Annotated in this window: 17 protein-coding genes; 8 read left to right on the forward strand and 9 right to left on the reverse strand. The window is 73.7% G+C overall.

What is annotated here, in order from left to right; all coding sequences use genetic code 11:
• The 7 genes from ADL22_RS07025 to ADL22_RS07055 form a co-directional block, all read right to left on the reverse strand.
• Positions 1–1,165: hypothetical protein (locus ADL22_RS07025; protein ID WP_234430581.1), on the reverse strand; the 1,165-nt coding region annotated here is incomplete at its 3' end.
• Positions 1,166–1,212: 47 nt separating this feature from the next.
• Entirely contained in the window at positions 1,213–2,163 is a 951-nt protein-coding gene (locus ADL22_RS07030; protein ID WP_066974824.1) for a carbohydrate ABC transporter permease, read from the reverse strand.
• Between the two features lie 131 nt (positions 2,164–2,294).
• Positions 2,295–3,251 carry a carbohydrate ABC transporter permease gene (locus ADL22_RS07035; protein ID WP_066974826.1) on the reverse strand — a complete coding sequence of 319 codons (957 nt, stop codon included), beginning with the start codon at positions 3,249–3,251 and terminating at the stop codon, positions 2,295–2,297.
• A 10-nt stretch (positions 3,252–3,261) separates the two neighbouring features.
• Complete coding sequence (locus tag ADL22_RS07040) at positions 3,262–4,584, reverse strand: ABC transporter substrate-binding protein (RefSeq protein WP_066974943.1); 1,323 nt, start codon at positions 4,582–4,584, stop codon at positions 3,262–3,264.
• A gap of 216 nt (positions 4,585–4,800) precedes the next feature.
• Positions 4,801–5,997, reverse strand: coding sequence for an ROK family protein (locus ADL22_RS07045; RefSeq protein WP_234430579.1), 1,197 nt, complete (start codon positions 5,995–5,997; stop codon positions 4,801–4,803).
• Between the two features lie 248 nt (positions 5,998–6,245).
• Positions 6,246–6,584, reverse strand: a complete 339-nt coding sequence (locus tag ADL22_RS07050) for a hypothetical protein (RefSeq protein ID WP_066974828.1) — start codon at positions 6,582–6,584, stop codon at positions 6,246–6,248.
• Positions 6,585–6,728: 144 nt separating this feature from the next.
• Positions 6,729–7,850 (reverse strand): mechanosensitive ion channel family protein, encoded by a 1,122-nt coding sequence (locus ADL22_RS07055; RefSeq protein WP_066974830.1) that lies wholly within the window; start codon positions 7,848–7,850, stop codon positions 6,729–6,731.
• A gap of 322 nt (positions 7,851–8,172) precedes the next feature.
• Here ADL22_RS07055 and ADL22_RS07060 point away from each other — a divergent pair, with 322 nt between their 5' ends.
• On the forward strand, positions 8,173–8,709 hold the full coding sequence (locus ADL22_RS07060; protein WP_066974832.1) for an HNH endonuclease: 537 nt from the start codon (positions 8,173–8,175) through the stop codon (positions 8,707–8,709).
• 64 nt (positions 8,710–8,773) lie between these two features.
• On the opposite strand, the gene ADL22_RS07065 is transcribed toward ADL22_RS07060, so the two are convergent.
• Positions 8,774–11,731 carry a beta-N-acetylglucosaminidase domain-containing protein gene (locus ADL22_RS07065; RefSeq protein WP_066974834.1) on the reverse strand — a complete coding sequence of 986 codons (2,958 nt, stop codon included), beginning with the start codon at positions 11,729–11,731 and terminating at the stop codon, positions 8,774–8,776.
• A 456-nt stretch (positions 11,732–12,187) separates the two neighbouring features.
• Between ADL22_RS07065 and ADL22_RS07070 the strand changes: the two genes are divergently transcribed.
• From ADL22_RS07070 to alc, 7 genes are all read left to right on the forward strand, one after another.
• Positions 12,188–12,448: a hypothetical protein gene (locus tag ADL22_RS07070; RefSeq protein ID WP_066974836.1), complete on the forward strand. Its 261-nt coding sequence runs from the start codon at positions 12,188–12,190 to the stop codon at positions 12,446–12,448.
• A 6-nt stretch (positions 12,449–12,454) separates the two neighbouring features.
• Positions 12,455–14,656 (forward strand): 4-alpha-glucanotransferase, encoded by a 2,202-nt coding sequence (gene malQ / locus ADL22_RS07075; RefSeq protein WP_066974838.1) that lies wholly within the window; start codon positions 12,455–12,457, stop codon positions 14,654–14,656.
• Complete coding sequence (locus ADL22_RS07080; RefSeq protein WP_066974840.1) at positions 14,653–14,901, forward strand: hypothetical protein; 249 nt, start codon at positions 14,653–14,655, stop codon at positions 14,899–14,901. Before malQ ends, ADL22_RS07080 begins: the two co-directional genes overlap by 4 nt.
• A 218-nt stretch (positions 14,902–15,119) precedes the next feature.
• Entirely contained in the window at positions 15,120–16,094 is a 975-nt protein-coding gene (locus ADL22_RS07085) for an acyl-ACP desaturase (RefSeq protein ID WP_066974841.1), read from the forward strand.
• Between the two features lie 139 nt (positions 16,095–16,233).
• Positions 16,234–17,163 (forward strand): DMT family transporter, encoded by a 930-nt coding sequence (locus tag ADL22_RS07090; RefSeq protein ID WP_420711545.1) that lies wholly within the window; start codon positions 16,234–16,236, stop codon positions 17,161–17,163.
• 35 nt (positions 17,164–17,198) lie between these two features.
• Positions 17,199–18,173 carry a LysR family transcriptional regulator gene (locus ADL22_RS07095; RefSeq protein ID WP_066974843.1) on the forward strand — a complete coding sequence of 325 codons (975 nt, stop codon included), beginning with the start codon at positions 17,199–17,201 and terminating at the stop codon, positions 18,171–18,173.
• 97 nt (positions 18,174–18,270) lie between these two features.
• Positions 18,271–19,416: an allantoicase gene (alc, locus tag ADL22_RS07100; protein WP_066974845.1), complete on the forward strand. Its 1,146-nt coding sequence runs from the start codon at positions 18,271–18,273 to the stop codon at positions 19,414–19,416.
• 224 nt (positions 19,417–19,640) lie between these two features.
• Here alc and pepN read toward each other — a convergent pair whose 3' ends face one another.
• On the reverse strand, positions 19,641–22,220 hold the full coding sequence (gene pepN / locus ADL22_RS07105) for an aminopeptidase N (protein ID WP_066974847.1): 2,580 nt from the start codon (positions 22,218–22,220) through the stop codon (positions 19,641–19,643).
• Positions 22,221–22,320 lie beyond the last annotated feature (100 nt).

A 22,320-nucleotide genomic window follows, 5' to 3' on the forward strand; every position in this document is an offset into this window, starting at 1 on the left:
CCCCGGCACCGTCCCCCGCACCCATACCGCCGAGGTCACCCCCAGCACCCGCGCCGCCAACGAGGCCCGCACCCGCACCCGCGCCACCGCCGACTCCCGCAGAGGCACCCACCCCGGCACGCGCACCCGCACCGCCAACGCCCCCCGCACTGACAACGCCCCCGGCACCCGCCCCGCGGCCCCCACCCGCCCAGGCTCCCGATCCCGCGCCCGCATAGGCTGCCGCGCCCGCGTCCCCGCCCAGGAGTGCTGACGTCAGGGCTACCGCGGCCTCGGAGTAGTAGGCGCCGCCGCGTTGGGAGAGGAGGGTGGGTTTTTGGGTGAGGGCGGGGTCGGCGTAGAGGGTGAGGAGGCGGCGTTCGAGGGCGGCGACCTCGGAGGCGCGGGAGGGTTTGGTGCGGAGTTCCTCCACCACCGCGTCGTGTTGGTAGTAGTAGCGCAGGTAGTAGGACGGCACGACGCCGAGGCGGTCGAGGAGGGCGCGCGGCATGCGGAGGTCGGCGGCGACGGCGTCGCCGTGTTCGGCCAGGAGGGTGGGGAGGACGTCCGTGCCGTCGACGCGGACGGCGCGTTCCCAGGTGAGGTGGTTGAGGCCGACGTGGTCGAGCTCGACGCGTTCCGGCGCCACGCCGAGCAGGTTTGCGAACTTCCGCTGGAAACCGATCGCCACGTTGCACAGTCCGACCGCTTTGTGGCCGTGGGTGAGCAGTGCGCGGGTCACGATGCCCACCGGGTTGGTGAAGTCCACGATCCAGGCGTCCGGGCAGCGGCGGCGCACGCGTTCGGCGATGTCCAGCACGACGGGGACGGTCCGCAGCGCCTTGGCGAGCCCGCCCGCCCCGGTGGTCTCCTGGCCGACGCAGCCGCACCCCAGCGGCCAGGTCTCGTCCTCGTTGCGCGCGGCCTGCCCGCCGACCCGCAGCTGGAGGAGGACGGCGTGCGCCCCGTCGAGTCCGGCGTCGAGGTCGTCGGTCCAGGTGATCCGGCCCGGGTGCCCCTGGGCGGCGAAGATCCGGCGGGCCAGCGCGCCGATCAGCGCCAGCCGTTCGGTGTCCGGGTCGATCAGGACGAGTTCGGCCACCGGCAGGACGTCCCGCAACCGCGCGAAGCCGTCGATGAGTTCGGGCGTGTAGGTCGAACCGCCGCCGACCACCGCGATCTTGATGCTGGAGTACGGGGAGCGCGCCCCGGAAGTTGGCAGCATGTCCGTTTTCAGCCCTTCACTCCGGTGAGTGTGACGCCTTCGACGAAGGCTTTCTGCGCGAAGAAGAAGACGAGGATGACGGGGGCCATGACCAGCACCGTCGCGGCCATGGTGAGGTTCCAGTTGACGCTGTGCGCGCTCTTGAAGGACTCCAGGCCGTAGGAGAGCGTCCAGGCGGCCGGGTTCTGGGCGGCGTAGATCTGCGGGCCGAAGTAGTCGTTCCAGCAGAAGAAGAACTGGAAGAGGGCGATCGCGGCGATCCCGGGGCGGGCCATCGGGACGATGATCCGCAGCAGGGTGCGGAGTTCGCCGCAGCCGTCCACCTTCGCCGACTCGACGTACTCCTGCGGGATGGTCAGCAGGAACTGCCGGAGCAGGAAGATCGAATAGGCGTCGCCGAACGCCATCGGGATGATCAGCGGCCACAGCGAGCCGGTCAGGTGCAGCTGCTGCGCCCACACCAGGTACATGGGCACGACGACGACCTGCGGCGGCAGCATCATCGTCGCGATGACCAGGACCAGCGCGGTGCGGCGGCCGCGGAAGCGGAAGCGGGCCAGCGCGTAGGCGACCGGGACCGCCGAGCAGACCGTGAAGAGGGTGCCCAGGCCCGCGTAGAGCAGGGAGTTCCGCCACCAGGAGAGGAAGCCGGGGGTGGTCAGGACGGTGGTGTAGTTGGACCAGTGCCATGCCTGCGGCCAGAGGTCGCCGCTCATCGCCTGCGCGTCGGACATCACCGCGGTCAGGGCGATGAAGACGAAGGGGAGCAGGAAGAACAGCGCGGCGGCGACGGCGAGCGCGTGCACCGCGATCCAGTGCAGCAGCCGGGTGCGGCGGGCGCGGGCGGCCGGGGCTCCGGCGGTGCCGGACGCGCCGGGCGGGCGGGTCCGGACCGGGCGCCACCGCCGGGTGAGCGTGGTCGTGGCCGTGGCGGTGCCCGTGGCAGCGCTCGTCGTCATCTCGCGTCCGTCCGTCCTTGTCGCGTCCGTGGCTTCTCGCGTCCGTCCTCGGTCGTACGGCCGTGGGCCTGCCGCCAGTCCTCCACCAGGAGCGGGTACGGCATCAGCCCTCCGCCAGGAGCAGGTACGCATCAGTCCTCCGCCCGGAGCAGCCCCGCGCGGTTGCGCAGCAGCAGGGTGGTGACGGCCATCGCCAGGGCGAACAGCACCAGGGAGAGCGCGCAGGCCGCGCCGGTGTTGAAGTTCTGGAAGCCGAGCGAGTAGATGAGCTGCGGCACGGTCAGGGTGGAGTGGTCCGGATAGCCGGGCTGGATGACCGAGCCGGGGCCGATGGAGACGCCGGAGGCGAGCTTCCCGGCGACCAGCGCCTGGGTGTAGTACTGCATGGTCTGCACCACGCCGGTGATCACCGCGAACAGCACGATCGGGGTGATCGACGGCCAGGTGACGTAGCGGAATCTGGCCCAGGCGCCGGCGCCGTCCAGTTCGGCGGCCTCGTACTGCTCCTTCGGGACGTCCAGCAGCGCCGCCATGAAGATCACCATCAGATCGCCGATGCCCCACAGCGAGAGCAGGACCAGCGACGGTTTCGCCCAGGCCGGGTCGTTGAACCACTCCGGCTCCGGCAGGCCGAGCGCGCCGAGGACGCCGTTGACGGGCCCGGTGGCCGGGTTGAGCAGGAAGACGAACGCGACGGTGGCGGCCACCGGCGGCGCCAGATACGGCAGGTAGAAGGCCGTACGGAAGAATCCCGCCCCCGATTTGATCTTTGTGACGAGCAGGCCGATGCCCAGCCCGAAGACCACCCGCAGCGCCACCATCACCACGACCAGCCAGAGGGTGTTCCACAGCGCCGGGCCGAACAGCGGCATGTGCGTCAGGACGTATTTCCAGTTCCGCAGGCCGACGAAGGTGGGCGGTTCGATCTGGTTGTAGTGGAGGAAGGAGAAATAGGCGGTGGCGATCAGCGGATAGCCGAAGAAGACCGCGAAACCGACCAGCCAGGGGGAGAGGAAACCGAGGATGCGCAGGCGTTCCCGGCGGCGTTTGCGGCGCAGCGCCGGGGCGGGGGAGGCGGTGGCTGCCATGGTGGCTCCGTCAGTTCTCGGACTGGAGGTTGTCGGCGTCGATCCGCGCGTCGAGCCGGCGCAGTCCGGCGTCGAGATCGGGGACCTTTCCGGCCTCCACGGCGTAGGAGAAGTCCTGGAGGGACGTGACGTACATGGCGCCGTTGTTGGACGGCGGCAGGGCGGTGGAGTGCGGATTGCGGGCGATGTCGAGGAAGGCGCGGAATTCCGGGTCGGCGTCCAGTTTCGGCGAGGCGAGCGCGGCGTTGGTGGAGGGGACGTTGTGGATGGCGTTGGCGAAGGCGACGACCTGATCGGTGTCGGTGGTCAGGAATTTCACCAGCTCCCAGGCCGCGTTCTGGTGCCTGCTGCTGTGCGCGATACCGGCGACGGTCCCGGTGAGGTAGCCCCGCCCGTAGGTGTCCGCCCGGTCGTCCGGCACCGGCATCGGCGCCACGCCCCAGTCGAACGGCGCCTTGGCCGCGCGGAGCATCAGACCGCGCCATTCGCCGTCCATGTGCATGGCCACCTTCTGGGTGAGGAAGGCGTTCTGCGAGGACATCTCGTCGCCGAAGGTGGCGCGGAATTTCTCCGTGGGTCCGTAACCGCCCTGGGCGTCGATGAGGGCCCGCTGGGTGGTGAAGAACTCCTTGGTCGCCGGGTCGTCGGCCAGCCGGGCCTTTCCGTTCCGGTCGAAATACCTCGGCCCCCACTGCGCGAAGAGCCGGTCCGGACTGTTCTGGTAGAGCCGGAAGTTGGGCATGAAACCGAGCTGGCGGTACGAGCCGCCGGCGGTGCGCCGGGTCAGTTTCACGGCGTCCCGTTTCAGCTCGGACATGGTGCGCGGGGGCCGGCTGATCCCGGCTTTCCGGAACGCGTCCTTGTTGTAGTACAGCCCGTAGGTGTCGGCGAGCAGCGGCAGCGCGCACTGCCGGCCGCGATACCGCGTGTAGTCGAGCAGGGTCTTCGGGAAGATTTTCTCCTTCACCATCCCGCTTTTCGCCAGGAACGGGTCGAGGTCCGCCCACATTCCGGACGAGCAGTACTGCCCGACGTTGTTGGTGGTGAACGACGACACGACGTCGGGTGCGTCGCCGCCGCCGGCCCGCAGCGCCTGGTTCATGGTGTCGTCCGAGACATTGCCGACCGTTTTCACCGTGATGTTCGGATGGCGTTTCCCGAATCGCGCGATGCTGTCGTCAATGGCCTTGACCTCGGCGGGCGTTGACCATCCGTGCCAGAAGGTGAGGGTGACCGGTGCGGTGGGGTCGTCGCGGTCGCTGCCGACGCTCGGCCGGGCGCAGCCGGCGGCCGCGAGCAGCCCGGCGGCGACGAGCCCGTACGCGGCGAGCACCGCCGCCGCCCGGGGCCGGGCGCGCGACCCCGGCGTACGGGCCCGGGCACCGGGCCGGGCACCGGAGAACGGCAGTCGCATGCGAACCTCCTCAGCCGAGGGGCGTAAGGCACCTGGGACGTAAGGCTCCTGGGGGCACAGGGCGCCCGGGCGCAAGACACCTGGGACGTAAGGCACTTACCGGACCAGCTCGTTCGCCGTACACGGAAACGGGGTTCACCCCGTGTCGAACACCGCGTCGCGGGTCTGCGCGAGCGCGACCCGCAGTGCCCCGGTGAGGATCGGATCGCCCTCGATATCGCTGATCCGCAGCTCCGGCCGGGGCAGCGCGAGCCCGGTGAACTCCTCTTCGACCAGGGCCCGCAGCGCCTCCCCGCCGGCCTGCGCCACCTCCCCGGAGAGCACCACCAGCCGGGGGTCGACCACCGCGACCACCGCGGCGAGCCCGGTCGCCAGCCGCCGCGCCACCTCGGCCCGCACGTCGTCCCTGGCCAGCGCCCCGGCGACGGTCCGGACCTCCGGGGCGCCGTACTCGTGGGCCAGCGCGATGACGCTGGGCGCGCCGACCAGCCGCTGGAAGCCGCCGCCCGCGTCCGGCCGGGCCGCGCTGCGGTCGCCGTCCCGGGCCAGCGGCGCGCCGGGCAGCGGCATATAGCCGATCTCGCCCGCGCCGCCGGTGGCGCCGCGCAGCAACCGCCCGTCCAGCACGATCGCGGCGCCCACCCCCTCGTCGACCCAGACCAGCACGAAGTCGTCGAAGTCCTGGGCGGCGCCGTCGTGCTGTTCGGCCACCGCGGCGAGGTTGACGTCGTTCTCGATGTCCAGCGGGAGGCCCAGCACCTCGGCCAGTTCCTCCTTCAGCGCTCGCGACTGCCAGCCGGGCAGGTGGGGCGCGTAGCGGAGCAGGCCGGTGCGCGGGTCGAGGGCGCCGGGCGTGCCGATCACCGCGCGGTGCAGCCGGCCGCGGTCCAGCCCGGCCTTGGCCAGCGCGCCGTCCACGGCCGCGGTCACCAGCCGGGCGGTCAGGTCGGGGGCGTCCGGCGGGACCGTGTCCGCGCCGACCCGCGCCTCGCCGAGCACCTGCCCGGTGATGTCGGCGACGGCCGCGGTGATGCCCAGCTGGTCCACGGCGAGCGCGGCGGCGTAGCCGGCCGCCGGGTCGATCTCGTAGAGCTGCGCGCTGGGCCCGGGCCGCCCGGTGACGCTGCCGGTCGTCCGGACGAGCCCGGCGGCGGCCAGCCGGGCCAGCAGCTGGGAGGCGGTCGGCTTGGACAGCCCGGTCAGCTCGCCGATCTGGGTACGCGTCAACGGCCCCTGCGACACCAGCAGATCCAGCGCGGCCCGGTCGTTCATGGCCCGCAGCACCCGCGGTGTGCCCGGCGTACCCGGTGTTCCCTGTCCTGCTGCGGCCATGGCTGCTGCCCACCCCGTGATCCGTCCGGAACGACCCGGACACCGCCTGGAGAGACGACTGTGAGGACGTCCGCCAGGACGACTGCCGGACGTCTGTTAGGAAACTTTCCAATCGCTGCCAAGGAAGGTAGGCCGCACCCCGCGCACCCGTCAATGACCGGGAGGGTGGTTTACGCGAAAAGGGGGCGCACCGGCCCCCGGCCGATGCGCCCCCTCGCCTCATCGGGGCTCAGCGTTCGCTAACCGGCTCAGCCCTCTTCCCAGTTGACGCTGCCGACGCCGGTGCCGCCGTCGCAGGTGGCCTCGGAGTGGTCGCGGGCGCCCGGGTTGAGGGTGCGCCACGGGCCGACCTGGTCCGGCCACCAGCCGCAGACCACGGTCACCCGGAAGGCGATGGTGCGGTTGGTGTTGTTGGTGCAGTCGGCGGTGCCGCGGCGGCCGTCGGTGGTCGTGGTGCAGGTGAGGGCGTTCTGGATCCGGGGGTGGGGCGCCGCGGACGCGGGGGCGGCGGCGGTCAGGGCCGCCGCGCCGCCGAGCATCAGGACCGAAGCGACGGCCCCCGTGGCCACGCGATTGCGGATCTTCATGGTGAAGTCTCCTTCTCCGTCGTTGGTGTCGGTCGGTGCCGACATCTCCCATACGGAGCGGGACCCGGGTACGTATGACAGCGGGACGTGTGAGCTGCGTCACACGCCCCGCGAGCCTTCGTCGGAAGGCGGACTGACCCCGCGTCACTTCCCCAGTTGCGGGCCGGCTGCAGGCGATGCCGGGGCCGGCTGCGGCGCCGGGATCGGAGTCGCGGCCTCGGACTGCGGGGACGACGGGTTGCCCAGGGCGGAGGGGGCGGCCACGGTGGCGGACGGGTCGGCGGGGGCCTCCTCGTCCGCCGGGGCCGGCGGGCGCGGGGCGAGGTGGACGCCGGCCGCGTCCAGGGCGTGCTTGATGCGCCAGCGCAGTTCGCGTTCGATGCTCGCGGCCTTGCCCGGCATGGTCTTGGCCGAGACGGTGATGGTGACGGTGTCCACCGACACCTCGCTCAGGCCCAGCACCTCCACCGGCTCCCACAGCTGCTCGTTCCACGGCTCGGACTTGGACATCGCCTCGCCCGCCTCGGTGATCACCGCGCGGGCCCGCGCCAGGTCCTGGTCGGCGGCGACCAGCACCTCCACCGTGGCGGTGGACCAGCCCTGGCTGAGGTTGCCGATCCGCTTCACCTCGCCGTTGCGGATGTACCAGATCGCCCCGTTGGCGCCGCGCAGCTTGGTGACCCGCAGGCCCACCTCGATGACCGTGCCGGTGGCCACGCCCGCGTCGATCTCGTCGCCGACGCCGTACTGGTCCTCCAGGATCATGAAGACGCCGGAGAGGAAGTCGGTGACGAGGTTCCGGGCGCCGAAACCGATCGCCACGCCCGCCACACCCGCGCTGGCCAGCAGCGGCGCGAGGTTGATCTGGAGGACGGAGAGGACGGTCAGCGCCGCCGTACCCATGATCACGAACGAGGCGACGCTGCGCAGCACCGAACCGATCGCCTCGGACCGCTGCCGCCGCCGCTCGGCGTTGACCAGCAGCCCGCCCAGCGCGGTGTGCTGGGCGGCGGCCGCGGTGCGGTTCATCCGCTCGATGAGCTTGGTGATGGTGCGGCGTATCACATGCCGCAGGACCACCGCGATCACGATGATCAGGATGATCTGCAGGGCGGACGTGAGCCACGTCCCCCAGTTCGCCTGGATCCAGTCGGCGGCGTTGGTGGCCTTCTGGGTTGCCTCGTCGAGGGAGGTAGGACCGGTGGAGCCGGACGCGGCGGTGCGCAGCGGCGGCACGGCGGCGGCCGGCGGGGCGGACCAGTACACAGCGGGACCTTCCGTGAGGGACAGCAGGCCCGGACCGCTCGCGGGACCCGAGGGGCCCGGCAGACGTGCCTCGCGGGACCCGGCGGGCCGGGCAGATCTACCACACTAACGGGGCAACGGGGGCGGACCGCCCCTGTGTTCGATCAAGGACGCCCCGGGACGGCCGGAAAGAGCCCGTTCCGCAGCGGTATGTGCGGCTGTGGTGGAAAACACCTCCGGCCCGTTACCTGGTCATGGTGGCGCTCTGACCAGGCACCGGGGGACACTGTGGGGAGATCGTCCCGGCGCGAGCCACGCGCCGCCGGCGTACAAGGAGGCACCCGTGCCGCATGTCCTGGTCCTCAACGCGTCGTACGAGCCGCTCGGCGTCGTACCGCTCCGCCGCGCGCTCGTCCTCGTCCTCAATGAGAAGGCCGTCAGCCTTGAGGAATCCGGCGCCCTGATGCACAGCGCAACCCGTGCCGTACCGGCTCCGAGCGTGGTCCGCTTGAAGCGCTTTGTGAGAGTGCCCTTTCGGGGCCCCGTCCCGCTGACCCGGCGCGCGCTGTTCGCCCGGGACGGCGGGCGCTGTATGTACTGCGGTGGTGTCGCAACCAGCGTCGACCACGTCATCCCCCGCAGCCGCGGCGGCCAGCACACCTGGGAGAACGTCGTCGCCGCCTGCCGTCGCTGCAATCACGTCAAGGCCGACCGCCATGTCGCCGAGATCGGCTGGCGGCTGCGCCATCAGCCCGCCCCGCCGTCCGGACTGGCCTGGCGGATCATCGGCACGGGGCATAGGGACCCGCGCTGGCTGCCCTACTTGCAGCCGTACGGCGCGGATGACGCGTTGGCCCGGATCGATGCCGTATCGGCATAGTTCCGGGCTTTTGTGTTGGCGGGGTCGGTGGCGGGTCCCATGGCGGGGCCCGCCCCCGGGCCCGTCAGCCGCCCCCCGTCACCGCGTACGCCTCCACCCCCCACAGCGAGTAGCCGAAGCGGGTCGCCCGGCGGTCGCCCTGGACGCGGACGTAGCGGGTGTCCGGGGCGTCCATCCGGACGGCTTCCCGGCCGCCCCGGCCGTCGCGCACGGTCGCGGCGGTGCGCCAGGCGCGGCCGTCCGCGGAGACCTGGACGCGGTAGGCGGCGGCGTACGCGTCCTGCCAGTGCAGGACGACGAGGCCGAGCCGGGTCGGCCGCGGCAGGGTGAACTGCAGCCAGGCGCGGTCGTCGGCGGTCGAGGACCAGCGGGTGTCCGGGTCGCCGTCGGTGGCCGCCGAGGCCGGGAAGTCGGCGGTCTCGTCACCGGAGGAAGTCGCGGCCGCGCCGCGCGCCAGATCGGGGCCGCCGGTGGGCGGGAAGACCCGGAGGGCCAGCTCCGCGCGCTGCCCGGCGAAGGCGACGGTGATCCGGTACGTCCCGGAGCGGGCGTCCGCGGGGACGTCCACGGTCAGCGGGACGACGGCGGTGCCGCCGCGCGGCGCGGTCAGCTCGTCCGGCGCCCGTACGGTGAAGCCCTCCGGCGCGGTGATCTTGAGGTTGTCGTGGACGGGCCCGGGGCGGCGGGAGGAGATCCGCGCCTCCACGGTGGCCCGGCCGCCGGTCCGGATGTCGGTCTCGGTGCGGGACAGCTCCACACCGGCGGGCGGGGCGTCGTCGAACCACGGCGTCAGGGCCCGGACAGTCGGCGCCCGGCCGCCGTCCCAGGCCAGCCGCACCGCGTCGGCGCGCAGCCCGCCGGTGCGGGCCTCCGTCCAGCCGGTCGGTGACAGCGCGCCCAGCCGCTGCCAGCCGGCGCCCGGCACATGCGCCTCCAGGGACACCGCGCCGGCGTCCGGGCCCGGCTCGGTGAGCGCGGTGACGGCGGTCAGCGGCCGCACCCGGGGGAACGGCACGGTCAGCGACGCCCGGCCGTCGCCGGGGGAGGGGCTCGGGGCGCCGCCGCGGGCGCCGGTCCACGCGTCCGCCTCGGCCAGCGCCCGGTCCAGGAACGGCGCCAGCACGCCCTGGCCGACCGTCGCCGGGCTCCGCTTGGCCTCCGCCCGCAGCCGCAGCACCTCGCGCTGCGCCGCCCAGGCCGCGTCGCCGTCGTCCCGCGCCTGCGCCAGCAGGGTGTCCACCGCGCGCTGCCCGGCGGTCCCGTAGCGCGCCAACTGCTCGGCCCACGGCCCGACTTCGGCCCGCAGGTCGGACGCCAGGCCGCGCGGCGCGGCGCTCATCGTGCCGAACGCCGCCCGCAGCGCCGCCGCGGCCTTGGCGAACTCCGGGTCGCCACCGGGCCGCCCCCGCGTGACGGCGGCCGCGCGGGCCGCCCAGAAGCGGTCGATCAGCGGCTGCAGATAGCCCGACTCGGTGCGGCCGAGCAGCGACGACGTCGTGTTCCCGGCCAGTGCGCGGAGCGCCGTACGGGCCGCGGGGTCCGTTCCGGCCAGGTCGTCGACGGCCGCCTCCCAGGACCGCTCGGGGCGGTAGTCGCGCGGGTTCCAGGCGTAGTCGGCGGCGGTGAACAGCGGGATCCGGGACGCCAGCGGCTGCGCCATGGCGTTGGCGAGCAGCGCCGCCGAGCCGGTGGCGACGGCCGGTTCGCGGCCCGTGTAGGGGCCGAGGAAGATCCGGTCCCGGGCGTAGTCGTTGACCGGGTAGTTGTCCATGGTGACCAGCGGGTGGCCGAACGCCTCGCGGGTGGCGGCCAGTTCGCCGCCGGTGATGGTGCGCGGCACCACCCCGACGCCCGTCCAGGCCACCGCCACCCGGTCGTCGAGCGCCGCCGCCAGCGCCGAGCGGTACGCGGTCGCGCCGTCCTGGTAGAACTCGGTCGGCATCAGGGACAGCGGGGCCGCGCCCGGGTGGCGTTCGGCGAGGTGCCGGGCCAGCGCGTTGGCGACGCCGGCCTGCGCCTTCGCGGCGGCCCGCGGACCGGACCCGAAGGTCTCCGCGTCGGCGGCGCAGTGCCACTCGCTGTAGCTGACGTCCTGGAACTGGAGCTGGAAGGCGCGCACCCCCAGCGCCCACATCGCGTCCACCTTGCGGCGCAGCGCCCGCAGATCGTCCTCCGAGGACAGGCACATCGCCTGGCCGGGCGCCACCGCCCACGCCAGCGTGACGTGATTGGCGCGGGCCCGTTCGGCCAGCGCCCGGAAGTCCGCCCTCCGGGCCGCCGGGTACGGGTCGCGCCACCGGGCCTGCCGGTAGGGGTCGTCGCCCGGGGCGTAGAGGTACTGGTTCTGCTTGGTGCGGCCCATGAAGTCCAGCTGGGCCAGCCGCTGGGCCTGGGTCCACGGCTGCCCGTAGAAGCCCTCGGCGGTGCCGCGCACCGGGGTGGCCGGCCAGTCCCGGACGGCCACGGACGCGAGCTGGCGGCTTCCGTCCGGACCGTCCGCCACCAGCTGCCGCAGGGTCTGCGCGGCGTGGAAGAGGCCGTCCGGCCCGGCGCCGTCCAGTGCGACGGTGTCCCGCCCGGCGACCTCCCCGACCGCGAGGCGGTAGCCGCCGGACGGCAGATCGCCGCGGGGCGGGACCCGCAGCGCCCGCAGCGCGTCCTCGGCGGGCGCGCCGCCGGCCAGCACCACCGGCCCGTCCGCGGGCAGCCGGTCGCCCGGCGCGGCCTGCCGGACGGTGCGCACCCCGGCGTCCCGCAGCAGCCCGCGCAGCACGTCCAGGGCGTACGGATCGGTGTCCGGCGGCGCCACCAGGACCGCCGCCGGGCCGAGCCGGACCGCCGGGCCCAGCTGCCGCAGCGACTGGGGGCGCGGCCAGACCGCGGGCGGGGGCCCGGCGTCGGCGGGCCGGCCGGGCCCGTCGGGGGTACCGGCGGCGGGTCCGGCGGGCGCCGCCTGGACGGCCGGCGCCCCGCCGAGCAGTCCGCCGATCACCGCCGCGGCCAGCGCGGTGGTCCCCGCCACCCGCGCCCGGCCGCCGCCCCTGCCGCCCGAACCGGCCCTGCCGCCCCATACGCCCCGGACTCGCACGGTCGCTCCTCGTCCCCGTCTCTCCTGCTCACCGGCGTACGCCGGCTCCCCCTGGTGCCGCCGTCGCCCGCGCGGACTCCGGCGTCGGCCGCGAGCCCACCATTGTGCCGGTGAGGGTGTCAACCGGGCCCGGGCGGCGCCCCCGGGCGGGCCGCGAGCGGTCCGCCCCCAAGAGGAGATGACGAGGTCATGACACGCCATCACACCGCAGAAATTGCGCCCCGCGCCCGCCGTCCGCCCGTTCTGTGCGCCGCCCGGCGCTTCCCGCCGCGAAATCGCCTGCGCGCGTTCTAATGTGACGTGAGACACGTTTACTGGGTGGACACGTCTGCACCCGTGTCGGCTGGGTAGGGCAGACGTGTCCCATTACCGATGAACGGGAGGCCCCTCGTGGCCGCATCCGCTCAACTGCTCCTCGACGCACTGGCCGCCAAACCGACCGGCGAGCCCCGGCTGTTCGACGGGATCTCCGGCCCCGACTCCGGCCTCGAGGGCTCCGGCTCGTTCGGCTTCACCGAGCCGCCGCTCACCAGCGAGCCCCCGCTCGCCGACGCCGCCCCGCTCACCAGCGAGGTCCCCATCACCGCCGAGCTTCCGCTGACCAGCGAACCGGCCGCCGCCGGTTTCGGTACGGAGCCGATGGAGGTCTGAGCAGCCATGGGCCGTGCCCGGCTCGCCCGGCTCCACGCCATCGCCACCTCCTACGACCCCGCGCCCGGCCGCACCGTCCACGTCCCCGAGGACACCCTCGTCGCCGTGTTGGCCGCGCTGGGAGTCGACGCCTCCACCCCCGAGGCCGTGCGGGCCGCGCTGGACGCCCACGAGGCGAGCGCCGGCCGCGCCCTGCTGCCCCCCACCGTCACCGCCCGCGCCGGGCACCCGCCCCGCCTGCCGGACCTCCCCGAGGGCACCGTCCTCGGCGTCCGCACCGAGGACGGCGCGCTCCTCGGCGCGGAAGTACGGGACGGCGGCGCGCACCCCGGCCCCCTGGGCGCCCTCCCCCTGGGCGCGCACGAGCTGACCGCCGACGCCCCCGACGGCCGCACGGCCCGCGCCCGCCTCCTGGTCGCGCCGGACGCCGTGCCCGCCCCGCCCGGCCGCAGCCACGGCTTCCTCGTCCAGCTGTACTCGCTGCTCTCCCGCCAGTCCTGGGGCATGGGCGACCTCGGGGACCTCGCCGACCTCGCCGCCTGGTCCGGGCGCGCCCTGGGCACCGGATTCCTCCAGCTCAACCCCCTCCACGCGGCCGTCCCCGGCGCCCCCACCGACCCCTCGCCGTACCGCCCCTCCTCGCGCCGCTTCCCCGACCCGGTGCATCTGCGGATCGCGGACATCCCCGAGTACGCCCGGCTCACCGGCGAGGACCGGGCCCGCGCCGACGCCCTCGCCGCGCGCGCCGGCGAGCTGCGCGACGGCGTCCTGGAACGCGGTGAGCTGATCGACCGCGACGCCGTCTGGGCCCTCAAACGCGAGGCGCTGGAGCTGCTCTGCGCCGTCCCGCTCAGCCCCGGCCGCCGCGCCGCCTACTGCGACTTCCTGGCCGGACAGGGCCGCGCCCTGGACGACCACGCCACCTGGTGCGCGCTGGCCGAGGCGCACGGCCCCGACTGGCGCGCCTGGCCCGCCGCCCTGCGCGACCCCCGCTCCCCGGAGACCGCCCGGGCCCGCCACCGGCTGCTGGACCGCGTGGACGTGCACTGCCGGCTCGCGTGGTACACCGACCAGCAGCTCGCCGCCGCCCAGCGGGCCGCCCGCGAGGCCGGGATGGCCGTGGGCCTCGTCCACGACCTCGCGGTCGGCGTCCATCCCTCCGGCGCCGACACCTGGGCCCAGCAGGACGCCTACGCGAGCGGGATGTCCATCGGCGCGCCCCCGGACGCCTTCAATCCGCACGGCCAGGACTGGGGCCTGCCGCCCTGGCGCCCGGACGCGCTGGCCGCGGCCGGCTACGCCCCGTACCGCGAGCTGCTGCGCGGTCTGCTCCGGCACGCCGGCGCGCTCCGTATCGACCACGTCATGGGCCTGTTCCGGCTCTGGTGGATCCCCGAGGGCCGCCCGCCCACCGAGGGCGCCTACGTCCGCTACGACGGCGAGGCGATGCTCGCGGCGCTCGCCCTGGAGGCGCACCGGGCCGGCGCCGCGGTGATCGGCGAGGATCTGGGCACCGTCGAGCCCGGCGTCCGCGAGGCCCTGGCCGACCGCGGCGTCCTGGGCACCTCGGTGCTGTGGTTCGAGCGGGATTACGGGGGCGGGGCGGGCGCGGACGGTGACGCCCCCGAGGGGGACGGGCCGGCCGGTGGCGAGGCCCGCATCCTGGCCCCCGGCGAGTGGCGGGCCGGCTGCCTGGCCACCGTCACCACCCACGACCTGCCGCCCACCGCCGCCCGGCTCACCGGCGAGGACGTCACCCTGCGCGCCCGCCTCGGCCTGCTCGCCGGCCCCCCGGACCGCGAACACCGCCGGGCCGCGTACGAACTCCGCGAGTGGATAGGGGAGTTGACCCGGCACGGCCTGCTCCCCGAGGGTGCCGGCGACGAGGAGGCGGTGATCCGGGCCGTGCACCGCTTCCTGCTGCGCACCCCGGCCCGGATGATCGGCGTCTGGCTCCCGGACGCGGTGGGCGACCGCCGCCCGCAGAACGTCCCCGGCACCTGGCGCGAGTACCCGAACTGGCGCCTGCCGATCGCCGGCCCGGACGGCCGCCCCCGCACCCTCGAGGAGCTGGCCGCCTCGCCCCGGCTGCACGCCCTGATGCGCGAGTTCTCCGGCGCCGCCACCGGGCCCGCGGCCTGCCCCGATGCGGGGAGGGCCACCCCGGACGCGCGGGGTCCGGAACGGTCCGCTACGTTGAACGGGTGAGCAACAAGGTCAAGAACACCGCCCTGCGCGCCGGAACGATCACCGCCGGCACCGCGCTGATGCTGCTGATGTCGTCCCCCGCGTTTGCGCTCACCCGCGACGACGGTGACGACCCCGGTCCGGGCCTGAACGTGGCGCAGACGCTCGGCCTCTACGTCGCCGCACCCATCGTGCTCTTCCTGATCATCGCCGGGCTGGTCATCGCGACCGACAAGACCCGCAAGCAGGCCAAGACCAAGGGCTGACCCACCCGTCCCGCGCGGGCCCGCACCCGCGCCGCGGACGCCTTTCGACCAGGGGCGCCCGCCGGTTCCTTCCCGGACCGGCGGGCGCCCCTTTTGCGTGTTTACCGGGGCCGATCGTGGTGAGACGTTTACCCGGGCCGTACTTACGATGCCGTAACCTACGGATCCGTAAGTCACAACCTACGCAGCCGTAGGTCCCCCGTCCCCAGGAGTGCCCCTTGACCATCGCCCCCGACCGCCTCGACGGAGCGCCCGGCCAGGCCGCCTGGACCGACACCCGCCTGCTGTACGCCCTCGAAGAGGTCGTCGAGAAGGAGCTCAACCGCCATCTGAAGGCCGCCAAGGAATGGATGCCGCACGAGTACGTCCCGTGGAGCGACGGGCGGAACTTCGACGGTGTGATGGACGGCGAGCCCTGGGCGCCCGAGCAGTCCAAGGTCACCGACATCGGCCGCACGGCGCTGGTGGTCAACCTCCTCACCGAGGACAACCTCCCCAGCTACCACCACGAGATCGCCACCCTCTTCGGCCGGGACGGCGCCTGGGGCACCTGGGTCCACCGCTGGACGGCGGAGGAGGGCCGGCACGGCATCGTGATGCGGGACTACCTCCTCACCAGCCGCGCCGTGGACCCGGTCGAGCTGGAGCGGTTCCGGATGGCGCACATGTCGGCCGGCTTCGAGTCCGACAACTCCCACAGCATGCTGCACTCCATCGCCTACGTCGCGTTCCAGGAGCTGGCCACCCGCATCTCGCACCGCAACACCGGCCACCACTCCGGCGACCCGGTGTGCGACCGGATGCTCGCCCGGATAGCCACGGACGAGAACCTCCACATGGTCTTCTACCGCAACCTCCTCGGCGCCGCCTTCGAGCTGGCCCCGGACCGCACGATGTGCGCGGTGCGGGACGTGGTCACCGGCTTCCGGATGCCCGGCCACGGCATGCCCGGCTTCGAGCGGGCCGCGGCCCGGATGGCGCTCGGCGGGATCTACAACCTCCGCATCCACCACGACGACGTGCTCCAGCCGGTGCTGCGCCACCTGAAGGTGCTGGAGCGCGGCGGACTCGGCCCGGAGGGCCTGGCGGCCCAGGAGGAGCTGGGCGCGTACATGGACGGGCTCGACGGGCAGGCGCGCCGCTTCGACGAGCGGCAGGCCGCGATCCTGGCCCGGCGGGCGGCCCGCGGCTGAGGCTGTAAAGCCGATAGGTCGGAGCGTTCTTTCAGTTCTGCTGAAAGAAACCGTCTGAAGTATTCGATGGACCTGATGAGTGGCCGACTGCCACGGTGGATCCGTATCCACCACCGAGGGAGAGGAAACCGTGGCAGTCCTGGAGCGGGCCCGAGTCCACCGCATACCGTCCACCCAGGCCATCGGCCTGGGGCTGGCCCTGACGGCGACCGTCGTCTGGTCCGGCAACTTCGTCATCGCCCGCGCCCTGCACGCCACCGTGCCGCCGGTCCAGACCGCCTTCTGGCGCTGGATCATCGCGCTGCTGGCGGTCGCCCCGTTCGCCCTGGGGCAGGTCCGCCGCCAGTGGCCGGTGATCCGGCGGCACCTCGGATTCCTCACGCTGGCCGCCCTGTTGGGCGTCACGCTCTTCAACACCCTGATCTACACGGCCGGGCGGACCACCTCGGCCACCAACATGGCGATGATCGCGGCCGCTTCGCCGATGATGATCGCCGCCTTCGACCTGATCGGCGGGAGGCGCGGCGGCCGCGAACCGCTCGGCGCCCGCCGCACCGCCGGGATGGTCCTCGCCCTGCTGGGCGTCGTCACCCTGGTCGGCAAGGGCTCGCCCACCGCCGTCCTCCACCTGGACTTCGCCACCGGCGACCTGTGGATGGTCGCCGCCACCGCCACCTTCGCCGGCTACAGCGCGCTGCTGCGCCGCCGCCCCGAGGGCATCGGCGGACTGGCGTTCCTCTTCATGACCTTCGCCCTGGGCGCGGCGATGCTGGTGCCCGCCTACGGGGTCAGCCTGGCCGTCGAGGGCGGCTTCCCGCTCACCGCCGGGACGGCCGGCCCGCTGCTCTACATCGGCGTGTGCTCCTCCGCCCTGGCCTTCTTCACCTGGAACAAGGCCATCGCCCTGGTCGGCGCGGCCCGCGCCGGAGCGGTCTACTACCTCCAGCCGGTGTGCGTGGCACTGCTCTCGCTGGCCCTGCTGGGCGAGGGTGTCGGCGCGGTGCAGGTGCTGTGCATGGCCCTGATCGTCGCCGGGGTGGCCCTGGGGGCGGCGGGCCGCCCGCGGTGACCGGACCGGCCGCACCGGGTGCGTACGCTGCCCGCATGGCCGACTGGGACATCAAGAAGCTGCGGATCCTGCGCACCCTCCAGGAGCTGGGCACGGTCACCGCGACCGCCGAGGCGCTGCACATGACGCCCTCGGCGGTCTCGCAGCAGCTGACCGGGCTCGCCAAGTCCCTGGGCGTGACGCTGCTGGAGGCGCACGGCCGGCGGGTCCGGCTGACCGGCGCCGCCCAGCTGGTGCTGCGGCACGCCGAGGCGGTCTTCGCGCAGCTCGAACGGGCCGACGCGGATCTGCTGGGCTACCTCCAGGGGGAGGCCGGGCAGGTGCGGGTCGGGGCGTTCTCCACCGCCATCCCGGCGCTGGTGGTGCCCGCCGTGCAGGAGCTGCGCCGCACCCACCCGGGGCTGGCCGTGGCCGTCCGGGAGGCCGAGGCGGAGGCCGCGTACGAGCTGCTGGCCGAGGGCAGCGTCGATCTGGCGCTGTCGCTGGCCGCGCACGCGCCGACCCCGCGCGACCCGAAGTTCAGCCGGGTCTCGCTGCTCGCCGATCCGCTGGACGTGGCGCTGCCGGCCGGCCATCCGCTGGCCGCCGAGCCGGGCCTGCGCCTGGCCGACCTGGCCGGCGAGCCGTGGATCTTCGGCAGCAGCGGCCCCTGGTCGCAGATCACCACCACCGCCTGCGAGAACGCCGGTTTCGTCCCGGAGCAGGCGCACGCGGCCGCCGACTGGAGCGCGATCTGGGCCATGGTGGCGGCCGGAATGGGGGTGGCGCTGGTGCCCCGGATGGCCACCGCCGGCGGCCTGCGGGCGCCCGGCCACGGCAGCGGCGTCGCGCTGCGGGTGCTCCACGCCGACCAGCCGCGCCGCCATGTGGTCGCCGCCGCCCGGCGCGGCTCCGAAGGGGCGCCGGGCCTGGCCCGGGTGCTGGCCGCGCTGCGCCAGGCCGCCGCCGCCCAGGCGGCCGGCGGCCGGACCGGCGGCGACGGCGGACCCGCGACCTTTCAGTCCGGCTGAAGATATTGTCCGCAAACTTTCGATGGACCTGAGTGGTCCCCCGCTGCGACGGTGGAGCGGTCACCGGCTCCGCACCCCCAGCGCAGAAGGGAACCGCATGTCCGCCACCCCGGCCGCCGATTCCACCGATCCGCACGCCAACGACGCCAGCCCGTACGCGGGCGGCGATCCGTACGCCGACTACCGCGGCGGCGACTTCGCCTTCACCTCGCTCGTCGACCTCGCCGACCGCCGCTTCGGCGCCGGCGTGATCGCCGCCAACGACGAGTTCTTCGCCGAGCGGGAGAATCTGCTGAAGCCGACTCCGGCGGTCTTCGACCCGGAGCACTTCGGCCACAAGGGCAAGATCATGGACGGCTGGGAGACCCGGCGCCGCCGCGGCGCCGACGGCGACCACCCCTTCCCGGCCGAGGACGAGCACGACTGGGCGCTGATCCGCCTCGCCGCCCCCGGCGTGATCCGCGGCGTCATCGTCGACACCGCCCACTTCCGCGGCAACTACCCCCAGCAGGTCACCGTCGAGGCCACCGCGCTGCCCGGCAGCCCCAGCCCCGAGGACCTGCTCGCCGACGACGTGAAGTGGGAGGAGATCGTCCCGCGCACGCCGGTCCGCGGCCACGCCGCCAACGGCTTCGAGGTCACCGCCGAGCGCCGCTTCACCCACCTCCGCCTCAAGCAGCACCCCGACGGCGGCATAGCCCGCCTCCGGGTCTACGGCGAGGTCGTACCGGACCCGGAGTGGCTGGACGTGCTCGGCACCCTCGACCTGGCCTCGGTCATGCACGGCGGCACCGTCGAGGACGCCTCGGACCGCTTCTACTCCTCGCCCACCCAGATCATCCAGCCCGACCTGTCCCGCAAGATGGACGACGGCTGGGAGAACCGCCGCCGCCGGGTCCGCGGCACCAACGACTGGGTGCGCTTCAAGCTCGCCGCGCAGGGCGAGATCCGCGCGGTGGAGATCGACACCGCCTACCTCAAGGGCAACTCCGCCGGCTGGGCCCGGCTCTCGGGCTGCGACGGAACCCCGGACGACGAGGGTTCGTGGTTCGAGATCCTGCCCAAGACCAAGCTCCAGCCCGACACCCCGCACCGCTTCGTACTGCCCCGCCGGGTCACCGCCACCCACGTCCGGCTGGACGTCTACCCCGACGGCGGCCTGGCCCGGATGCGGGTCCACGGCGACCTCACCGAGGCCGGCCGGGCCGAACTCGTCCGCCGCTTCGACGAGTTGAGCGGCTGAGCGACGCCGCCACCCGCCGGGCCCCGCAGGAGGGGACGGGGCCCGGCGGCCTCCCCGCGCTCCCCGTGAGCGGCGGGCCCCCCTGCCCGCCCGGCGGACGGCCACGCACCTGACGCCCGTCCGCCGGGCGACTCCACCTCCGCGCGAAAAGACGGGCGTGCCCCGGGAACCGAAAGGTCCCGGGGCACGCCCGCCGCCGTATAACCGGCCAGGCCGTCAGCCGGTCAGGCCCCGGCCGCCGCGTCCGCCGCCTGTGCCTTCAGCGCCCGCTCGACACCGGCCCGGGACTCCGTCACCAGCCGGCGCAGCGCCGGGCTCGGCGCGGCCTTGGCCAGCCAGGCGTCCGTGGCGTCCAGCGTCTCCTGGGAGATCTGCAGCGCCGGGTAGAGCCCGATCACGATCTGCTGCGCCATCTCGTGGCTGCGGGACTCCCAGGCGTCCTTGACCACCTCGAAGTACTTCGCCGCGTACGGCGCCAGCAGCTCCCGCTGGTCGGCCTGGACGAAGCCGGCGATGACCGCCTCCTGCACCGCGTTGGGCAGCGTGTCGGACTCCACGACCGAGGCCCAGGCTTCCGCCTTCGCCTCCGCGGTGGGCCGGGCGGCGCGGGCCGTCGCGGCGTGCCGCTCGCCGGCCGAGGTCTTGTCCCGCTCCAGCTCCGCCGCGATCGCCGCCTCGTCGGCCCGGCCGGTGGCCGCCAGCCGCTCCAGCAGCGCCCAGCGCAGCTCGGTGTCCACGACCAGCCCGGGGATCTCCGCCGTACCGTCCAGCAGCCCCTGGAGCAGGTCCAGGTGGGCGTCGTCGCGGGCCGCGGCCGCGAACGCGCGGGCCCAGGCCAGCTGGTGGTCGCTGCCCGGCGCGGCCGCCCGCAGGTGTTCCAGCGCCGCGTCCGTCCAGGTGGCCAGGGCCGCCGTGCGCCGCTCGGGCGCCGCGTAGAGGTCCAGGGCCAGCTTCACCTGGCGGTGCAGGGACTGCACCACGCCGATGTCGGTCTCCTTGCCGATGCCGGAGAGCACCAGCGAGAGGTAGTCCCGGGTGGGGAGTTCGGCGTCCCGGGTCATGTCCCAGGACGACGCCCACGACAGGGCCCGGGGCAGCGACTCGGTGAAGTCGCCGAGGTGCTCGGTGACGACCTTCAGCGACTGCTCGTCCAGCCGCACCTTGGCGTACGACAGGTCGCCGTCGTTGAGCAGGATGACGTCCGGGCGGCGGAAGCCCGCCGGGAAGGGCACCTCGGTCCGCTCGCCGTCCACGTCCAGCTCGATACCGCCGGTGCGGACCAGCTTGCCGCCGGTCAGGTCGTAGTAGCCGATGCCGATCCGGTGCGGGCGCAGCACCGGCTCGCCGGTCGCGCCGGCCGGCAGCGCGGGCGCCTCCTGGAGGACCGCGAAGGACGTGACCGTCCCGTCGTCATCGACCGCGATCTCCGGCCGCAGGATGTTGATGCCGGCGGTCTCCAGCCACTTCTTCGACCAGGTCGCCAGGTCCCGGCCGCTGGTCTTCTCCAGAGCCCCGAGCAGGTCCGACAGCCGGGTGTTGCCGAACGCGTGCGCCTTGAAGTACGCCTGCACGCCCTGGAAGAACTCGTCCATCCCGACGTACGCGACCAGCTGCTTCAGCACGCTGGCGCCCTTGGCGTAGGTGATCCCGTCGAAGTTGACGAGGACATCGTCCAGGTCGCGGATCTCCGCCATGATCGGGTGGGTGGACGGCAGCTGGTCCTGCCGGTACGCCCAGGTCTTCATGGAGTTGGCGAACGTCGTCCACGAGTGCGGCCACTTGCTGCCCGGCGCGTACGCCTGGCAGGCGATCGAGGTGTACGTGGCGAACGACTCGTTCAGCCACAGGTCGTTCCACCACTCCATGGTGACCAGGTCGCCGAACCACATGTGGGCCAGCTCGTGCAGGATCGTCTCGGCCCGCACCTCGTACGCCGCGTCGGTCACCTTCGACCGGAAGACGTACTGGTCGCGGATGGTGACCGCGCCCGCGTTCTCCATCGCGCCCGCGTTGAACTCCGGTACGAACAGCTGGTCGTACTTGGCGAACGGGTAGGCGTAGTCGAACTTCTCCTGGAACCAGTCGAAGCCCTGCCGGGTGACCGCGAAGATCTCCTCCGCGTCGAGGTGCTCGGCCAGCGACGGCCGGCAGTAGATGCCCAGCGGCACCGAGCGCCCCTCGCCCTCCCAGGTGCTGTGCACGCTGTGGTACGGGCCGGCGATCAGCGCGGTGATGTACGTGGAGATGCGCGGGGTGGGCGCGAACTCCCAGACCGTGCCGTCCGCGCCGCCCGGCTCCGGCGTCGGCGAGTTGGAGATCACCGTCCAGCCCTTGGGCGCCGTCACGGTGAAGCGGAAGGTGGCCTTCAGGTCCGGCTGCTCGAAGCTGGCGAACACCCGCCGGGCGTCCGGCACCTCGAACTGCGTGTAGAGGTACGCCTGCTGGTCCACCGGGTCCACGAACCGGTGCAGCCCCTCACCGGTGTTGGTGTAGGCGCAGTCGGCCACCACCCGCAGCTCGTTGCGCCCGGCCCGCAGCCCCGCCAGCGCGATCCGCGAGTCCTGGAACACCGCGGCGGCGTCCAGCGCGGCGCCGTTGAGCACGACCTCGTGCACGGTGGGCGCCACCAGATCGATGAAGGTCTCCGCCCCCTCCTCGGCGGCGTCGAACCGCACCGTCGTCACCGACCGGAACGTGCCCCCCTCCTGCGCCCCGCTCAGATCCAGCTCGATCTCGTACGCGTCCACGGTCAGCAGCCGCGCCCGCTCCCGCGCCTCTTCCCGGGTCAGATTCGTACCAGGCACGCGTCCCTCTCCTTACCGATCGTCATCGCATCGTCCGGCCATCCTTCCACGGACCGCCCCGCCGAGGACGACGTCCGCTTCCCGCCAGCCCCACGGGCGA

This window comes from Streptomyces sp. NRRL F-4489 (assembly GCF_001509485.1).
Classification (GTDB): domain Bacteria; phylum Actinomycetota; class Actinomycetes; order Streptomycetales; family Streptomycetaceae; genus Streptomyces.

Coding starts and splice junctions, on each gene's coding strand:
- ADL22_RS07030 (WP_066974824.1), bottom strand. CDS start 2,163: ATGACGACGAGCGCTGCCACGGGCACCGCCACGGCCACGACCACGCTC.
- ADL22_RS07035 (WP_066974826.1), bottom strand. CDS start 3,251: ATGGCAGCCACCGCCTCCCCCGCCCCGGCGCTGCGCCGCAAACGCCGC.
- ADL22_RS07045 (WP_234430579.1), bottom strand. CDS start 5,997: ATGGCCGCAGCAGGACAGGGAACACCGGGTACGCCGGGCACACCGCGG.
- ADL22_RS07050 (WP_066974828.1), bottom strand. CDS start 6,584: ATGAAGATCCGCAATCGCGTGGCCACGGGGGCCGTCGCTTCGGTCCTG.
- malQ (WP_066974838.1), top strand. CDS start 12,455: ATGGGCCGTGCCCGGCTCGCCCGGCTCCACGCCATCGCCACCTCCTAC.
- ADL22_RS07095 (WP_066974843.1), top strand. CDS start 17,199: ATGGCCGACTGGGACATCAAGAAGCTGCGGATCCTGCGCACCCTCCAG.
- alc (WP_066974845.1), top strand. CDS start 18,271: ATGTCCGCCACCCCGGCCGCCGATTCCACCGATCCGCACGCCAACGAC.